Below are 7,061 nucleotides of genomic sequence, written 5' to 3'. Positions count from 1 at the left end.
CAAGAGCTGGCGCTGGCTGGACGACAAGAACTTGCGGCTGTCCATCGAGCTGCGCGACGGCGTGACGTTCCACGACGGCTCCGCGCTGACGACCGAGGACTTCAAGTTCAGCTTCCTCGATCGCCCCAAGAAGGAAAAGCGCCTGGCCATCAACGGTTTTTTCGGCGCCTTGCAGGATATCGAGATCTCCAGCCCGACCCAGGCCGTCATGGTGTTCTCCGCCCCGACGCCGACCGCGCCGAACTATCTGGGTTTCCTCACTTCCTACATCCTGCCCAAGGCCTATATGGAAAAGGCAGGCGAAGACGGATTCCAGGCGGCGCCCATCGGCGCCGGCCCCTACAGGATCGTCCGCTACGAGCGCGGCTCGCGCGTGGTGCTGGAGGCCTTCGACAAATACTGGGGCGAGAAGCCCGCGATCAAGCGGGTGGTGTTCGAGTTCGTTCCGGACTCTTCCGCGCGCGTGGCGATGCTGGAATCGGCCAGGGCCGACGTGGCGGTGCAGATCCCGCTGCGCGAAGTCAACCGGCTGAACAAGATTCCCTCGCTGAAGGCCGAGGTCTATCCGTACAGCGAGATCTTCATTCTGCAGATCCCCAGCTACGTTCCGGAGTTCCAGAACGAACACGTGCGGCGCGCCCTGCATCTGGCGATCAACAAGCAGGCCATTTCCAAGGCGTTCTACGCCAACGTGGCCAAGCCGCTTTCCGTGCTGGCCACGCCGGGCTCCCCCGGCGACGTGGCCGGATTCAGCTACGCCTACGACAAGGCCGCCGCGCAGGCGGAACTGGCGAAGGCCGGATACGGGCCCGACAAGCCGCTGAAAATCCAGTTCCTGTCGACCAACAACACCTTCCCCAGCGACTACGAAATGGCGCGCGCCATCGTGCAGATGTGGTCGCAGATCGGCATCCAGGCCGACCTGCAGGAAATCACGCTGGCGAAGTACCTGGACCTCAGCCACTCGTCCAAGGTGCCGGGCGTCATGCTGTACAGCTGGGCCAACGCAACCGGCGATCCGGAAATCTTCGCCGGCAAGATCCTGGATCCGCGCCTGCGCTTTTCGACCTGGAAGGAGCCGGAGCTCGCCAAGACCATCGACGCCCTGGCCGCGCAAGGCGAGCCCGCCAAGCGCTACGACGGCTACCGCGAACTGGCCCGCCAGGCGACGGAGCACGCATGGAGCCTGCCGCTGCTGCAATCGGTCGCCACGGTGGCGTCCAAGAAGGCGGTGGACATGCAGGTCTACCAGACCGGCTACATCCTGCCCGCGGTCTATCGCTGGAGCCGCTGATGTGGGCGTCGCTGGCATCCCATTTCACGCGCCGCCTGGCGGTGGCCGTGCCGACCATGCTGGCGCTGTCCGTCGTCGTGTTCGTGGTGCTGCGGCTGCTGCCGGCGGATCCGCTCGGCATGATGCTGCCGCCGAGCGCGACCCGCGCCGAAGTCGAGGCCCTGCGCCACGCCATGGGGCTCGATCGCTCGCTGGTCGCGCAATACGGCATCTGGCTGGGGCAGGTGCTGCAAGGCGATCTGGGCCGCTCCATCAGCTCCGGCGCGCCCGTCACGCAGCTGATCGCGACCACCCTGCCCGCGACGCTGGAACTGTCGTTCGTGGCCCTCGTCATGGCGCTGGCGATCAGCATCCCGGGCGGCCTGCTGCTCTATGCGCTGCACGACCGCCGCGGCGAACTGGTCGCCGACGCCGGCCTGGTGCTGTTGATCTCCATCCCCGGCTTCCTCTGGGGCATCTTCCTGATGCTGGGCTTCGGCGTGCATTGGCCCCTCCTGCCCTTCTCCGGGCGGTTCAGCTCGGACGTCTCCGCGTCCGGATACACCGGCTTCGTGCTGCTGGACTTCCTGTTGCAGGGCCGTTGGCGGGAATGGATCGACGCGGCCTCGCACCTGGTGCTGCCGGCCCTGGCGCTGGCGCTGGGGTTCAGCCCCCTGATCGTGCGGGTGCTGCGCGCCAGCCTGCTGGAGACCAGCCACGAACAGTATGTGACGGTCGCGCGGCTGCGCGGGCAGCCTGAAAGCCGCGTGATCCTGCGGCACATGCTGCGCAACGCCTTCCTGCCGACCTTGACGCTGATCGGCGTGCAGTTCGGCTTCCTGTTCGGCGGAACCCTGCTGATCGAGATGATTTTCTCCTTCCCCGGCCTCGGCAACATGATGGTCCAGGCCGTGCGCAATCACGATCTGCCCCTGATCCAGGGGATTTCGCTGGTGTTCTGCGCCGTGATCCTGCTGATCAATGCCAGCGTGGACTGCCTGTACGCCGTGATCGACCCCCGCCTGAGAGACTCCTGATGACTACGCTGAATGTACGCGCGGCGCCGTCTGCCTGGCGCGCGTCGGCCTGGTGGGCCGCCATGCGCGCCTCCCCCAAGGCCGCCCTGGGCGGCGCGATCGTGCTGGCGCTGGCGGCGATCGCGATCTTCGCGCCCGCCATCGCCCCCAACGACCCGCTGGCGCAGGATCTGCTGTCGCCCCTGCTTCCTCCCGCCTGGGCGGCCGACGGGCTGGCCCAGTATCCGCTGGGCACGGACAGCCTGGGCCGCTGCGTGCTGTCTCGGTTGATCTTCGGCACGCGCGTGGCATTGTGGGTCGGGCTGTGCGCCGCGACGGGCGCCATGCTGGCGGGTTCCGCCCTGGCCCTGGTCGCCGCCTACTTCGGCGGCTACGTGGACAAGGGCATCGGCTATCTGGTCGACCTGTGGATGTCGTTCCCGCCGGTGGTGCTGTCGCTGATCCTGATGGTGGGCCTGGGCACCGGCGTGGGCAACGTGATCCTCGCCATCGTGCTGGTGGACTGGACGCGGTTCTGCCGGGTGGTGCGCGCCGAGGCCCTCAAGATCCGGCGCAACGACTACGTAACGGCGGCCCGCCTGATGGGCTTCGGCCACATGCGCGTGATGCTGCGCGAGATGCTGCCGGGCCTGGTGCCGCTGATCCTGACGTTGTTCAGCCTGCAGATCGGCATTGCCATCATCGTCGAGGCCATCCTCAGCTTCGTCGGGCTGTCGGTCCCCGCCGACGTGGTTGCCTGGGGCGTGATGATCGCCGACGCGCGCAGCACCATGCAGGAAGCCATCTGGACCCTGATCGCGCCGGTGACCGGCATCGTGCTGACGGTCTTCGGATTCAATCTGCTCAGCGACGGCATGCGCCAGCTGCTGGATCCGCGCAAGCGCGCAAGGAATTGAGCCCATGTCGCTACTGAGCTTGCGCAACCTCACCCTGACCACGGACGTGGACGTCGCGGGCCGGCGCCTGCCCGCCGCCGTGCTGCGCGGCATCGACCTGGACGTACCCGAAGGCCGCATGCTGGGCCTGGTGGGCGAATCGGGCGCCGGGAAAAGCATGTTGGGCCGCATGGTGTCGGGCACCCTGCCGCCGGGCTTTCGCATCACCGCCGGCGCCATCCAGTTCCGCGGCGCGGACCTGAACCGGATGGCGCCGGCGCAGCGCCGCGACATGCTGGGCCGCCAGATCGCCTTCATCCCCCAGGAGCCGCTGTCGGGCCTGAACCCCGCGCTGCCGGTGCGCCAGCAGCTGTTCGAGCATCTGCGCCACGTCGGCATACCGGCCGCGCAATGGGAGTCCTATGCCTGCGCGCGCCTGCAGGAGGTCGGCCTGGCGGACGCTCCGGGCATGCTGGCGCGATATCCGCACCAGATGTCGGGCGGCCAGTGCCAGCGCATCCTGATCGCCATGGCGTTTTGCGGCGATCCGGCGCTGATCTTCGCCGACGAACCCACCACCGCCCTGGACGTGATTACGCAGGCGCAGATCATGCGCGTGCTGGCCGACCAGCAGCAGCGCCACCGGACCTCCGTGGTGCTGGTCACGCACGATCTCCGGCTGGCGGCGCACGTCTGCGACGCGATCGCCGTGCTGTACGCGGGCGAGGTGGTGGAATTCGGCTCCGCGCGGCAAGTGCTGGACGCCCCGCTGCATCCCTATACGCGCAGCCTGAAGGAATCGGCTCCGGGCATGGAAGCGCCGACGCAGGCCCTGCGCACCCTGCCCGATTTCATGCCGGGCCTGCGCGATTTCGCGACGCTGCGCGGCTGCCGGTTCGCGTCCCGCTGTCCGTCGCGCCAGGCGGTCTGCGCCGAGCAGGAGATCCCCTTGCTGGAGCGCGGCGGCGAACGCGCCGCGCGCTGCCTGCCCTCCATTCCCCCGCTGGACGCGGCAGCCGGCGGCGACGGCGCGGCGTTCCAGGCCATGCGGGCGGCGCCTGCCGCGGCCGGCGGCCAGCCGGTCGTCACGCTGACGGACGTGGCGCTGAGCTATCCCGGCCGCGCCCGCCTGTTCCGCGCCCGCTCAAGGCTTCAAATCCTCCAGCCGCTGTCCCTGGCGGTGGAGCGCGGTGAATTCCTGGGCATCGTCGGCGAAAGCGGCAGCGGCAAGACCAGCCTCGCGCGCCTGATCGCCGGAATGGTCGCGCCCACCGCGGGACGCATCGCGTATCCCGGCTCCACGGCCGTCTCTCCACGCCCCGCCCTGGCCGACCCGCGAGACGTGCAGCTGGTGTTCCAGAATCCCGACTCGGCCTTGAATCCGCGCAGGCGCGTGGGCGCGCTGGTGACCCAGATCCTGGAGTCCGGCGCGTTCGCCGCGCAAGCGGGCTCGGACCCGTCGCGGCGCCTGGAGACCGCCCGGCGCCTGCTGGCGTCCGTCGGCCTGCCGCCCGAAGCCGTGGACCGCCTGCCCTCGCAATTGTCCGGAGGCCAGAAACAGCGCGTGAACATTGCGCGAGCCCTGTGCGTCACGCCCCGGCTGATCGTGGCGGACGAAATCGTGTCGGGCCTGGACGTGTCGGTGCAGGCGCTGATCCTGAACCTGCTGCTGCGGCTCAAGCAGGAGCTGGGCATCGCGCTGGTCTTCGTATCCCACGATCTGGCCGTGGTCCGCTACCTGTGCACGCGCGTGCTCGTCCTGCATCAGGGGCGCGTGGTGGAGCAAGGGCCGGTCGACCAGGTGTTCGAGCAGCCCCGCCATGCCTACACCCGCGCCCTGATCGCGGCCGTCCCGCCCGATTCCGCCGGCCGCGCCTGGGCGCCGGTGCCGCTATCCGTCCCCGCGCCGGCCCCGGCGCAAGCCGCCGCGGCGTGAGGCGATCCATGAAACGCATTGGAGACAATATGACAGGCGATACTTCCCCGGAAGGCTTCCGGCACCTGGTGGGTCCGGATCGCGTGCATCGGGACCTGTACACCGACCCCGGCGTCTACGCCAGCGAACAGGCGCGGCTGTGGACGCGCGCCTGGGTCTACGTGGGCCACGAAAGCCAGACGCCCGCCGTGGGCGACTACTACACCACCGAGATCGCCGGGCAGTCGCTGATCATGTTGCGCAAGAGCCCGCAGGAAGTGACGGTGCTGATGAACCGCTGCGCCCACAAGGGCAGCCAGCTCGTGCACGAACGCGAGGGGAACTGCGGCAAGATGCTGCGTTGCCCCTATCACGCCTGGACCTACCGCCTGGACGGCTCCCTGCTGTCCATTCCCTTGAAGAACGATTACGAAGGCACCGGCCTGTCTTCCTGCCCATCCGGAAAAGGCCTGTCCTCGCCCGGCGCCAGCATGAACTACAAAGGCTTCGTATTCGTCCGGATCAGCGAGGAAGGCCCGGACTTCATGAGCTATTTCGGCGAGGCCCTGGCCACGCTGGACAACATGGTGGCCCGCGCGCCGGACGGCGAACTGGCGGTGCTGGGGCAGCCGCTGCGCAGTCGCATAGACTGCAACTGGAAGCTCTACCTGGAAAACGTGAACGACACCGTGCACCCGATATCCACGCACGAGTCGGCCGCCTCCGCCGCGAAGGCAGTCGCGCAGACCTTGCCCGAAGGCGGCGATACCGTGCTGGCCATGGAGCAATTGCTGCCCTTCGGCGCGGGCTACAGTTTCTATGCCGAAATGGGCGCGCGGGTGCTGCCGCAAGGCCACAGCGTGCTCGGCACCAAGTTCAGCATCCATACCGGCTATGCGCCGCTGCCGGACTACCAGGAGGAACTCGAAGCGCGCCACGGGCCGGAGGCCGCGCAACGGATCCTGCAATTCTCTCCACAGAACACCGTGCTCTATCCCAGCCTGGCGGCCAAGGCATCCCCCATGATCCTGCGCGTCCTGCGCCCCCTGGCGGTGGACCGGACGCTCGTCGAGATCTGGGCTTTCGCGCCGAAGAACGCCCCCGCCCGGCTGCGGCAGCGCGCGGCGTCCTACGCGCGGCTGGTGTTCTCGCCCATGTCGGTCGTGGCGCATGACGACGTGCACCTGTTCGAAAGCCAGCAGCGCGGCCTGCTCTGCTCGGGCAACGAATGGCTCAGCCTGCATCGGGGATACCGCGACGGCGAGATCGACCAGGGCGCGACGTCGATGGACAGCGGCAACAATGAATGGGTCATCCGGAATCAGCACCGCGGCTGGCTGGCACTGATGGGAGACGTGGCGTGAACACGGTATCGATGGATAGGGAAACCGCGTCGGTCCAGGCGGAGCTGACTGCATTCGTGTACCACGAGGCCCTGCTGCTTGACACGCGCCGCTATGACGAATGGCTGGCCCTCTATGCGGAGTCGGGCCTGTACTGGATGCCGCTGTCGCAAGACCAGGCCCCGGGCGACGAGACGCCGTCGTTGCTGCACGAAGACCTGCTGCTGCTGCGACTGCGCATCCAGCGCTACGGCAATCCCCGCGCGCACTCCCTGCACCCCGCGGTGCGGGGGCTTCGCATCCTGCAGGCTCCGCAGGTGCTCGCCAGCGACGCATCGGCGGAGCTGCATCAGATGCGCACGCCGTTCCTGTATGTGGAGACCCAGGGCGATACCCAGAAGATGCTGGCAGCCACCGCCTATCACACGATTGAAGGCAGACCGGGCGCCTTCCGGCTGCGGACGAAGAAGGTCGTATTGCTGAATGCCGATGCCTGCTTTCCGGCCATACAGCTATTGCTATAGGGCCTGCATCCACGCCTGCGCCGTGCCGACGGTGTCGCGTGCCGAGAATGCCGCCCGCTTTCGCGGCCCGCAAGTCGGCGAGGACCCATCGGAA

The 7,061-nt window shown here is 68.1% G+C and carries 6 protein-coding genes; all 6 read left to right on the top strand.

The features are described 5' to 3' along the window. On the top strand, positions 1-1,294 hold a 1,294-nt coding region (locus ADE01S_RS29255), incomplete at its 5' end, for an ABC transporter substrate-binding protein (RefSeq protein ID WP_062685276.1). Beyond that, a complete protein-coding gene (locus ADE01S_RS29250; protein ID WP_062685275.1) occupies positions 1,294-2,310 on the top strand; it encodes an ABC transporter permease in 1,017 nt (338 codons plus the stop codon). The genes ADE01S_RS29255 and ADE01S_RS29250, both read left to right, overlap by 1 nt. After that, entirely contained in the window at positions 2,310-3,206 is an 897-nt protein-coding gene (locus tag ADE01S_RS29245; RefSeq protein ID WP_062685274.1) for an ABC transporter permease, read from the top strand. Before ADE01S_RS29250 ends, ADE01S_RS29245 begins: the two co-directional genes overlap by 1 nt. A 4-nt stretch (positions 3,207-3,210) precedes the next feature. After that, positions 3,211-5,121, top strand: a complete 1,911-nt coding sequence (locus ADE01S_RS29240) for a dipeptide ABC transporter ATP-binding protein (protein ID WP_062685273.1) — start codon at positions 3,211-3,213, stop codon at positions 5,119-5,121. A 29-nt stretch (positions 5,122-5,150) separates the two neighbouring features. Next, the gene (locus tag ADE01S_RS29235) at positions 5,151-6,464 is read left to right on the top strand and encodes an aromatic ring-hydroxylating dioxygenase subunit alpha (RefSeq protein WP_062685272.1); all 1,314 of its coding nucleotides are present in this window, start codon (positions 5,151-5,153) and stop codon (positions 6,462-6,464) included. Then, a complete protein-coding gene (locus ADE01S_RS29230; RefSeq protein WP_157672727.1) occupies positions 6,461-6,967 on the top strand; it encodes an aromatic-ring-hydroxylating dioxygenase subunit beta in 507 nt (168 codons plus the stop codon). Before ADE01S_RS29235 ends, ADE01S_RS29230 begins: the two co-directional genes overlap by 4 nt. Positions 6,968-7,061 lie beyond the last annotated feature (94 nt).

Origin of the sequence: Achromobacter denitrificans NBRC 15125, from assembly GCF_001571365.1 — a bacterium.
In the GTDB taxonomy this organism is placed as follows: domain Bacteria; phylum Pseudomonadota; class Gammaproteobacteria; order Burkholderiales; family Burkholderiaceae_B; genus Achromobacter; species Achromobacter denitrificans.
Note: the sequence above shows the minus strand (reverse complement) of the source record. Positions and strands in the feature narration are given on the sequence as shown.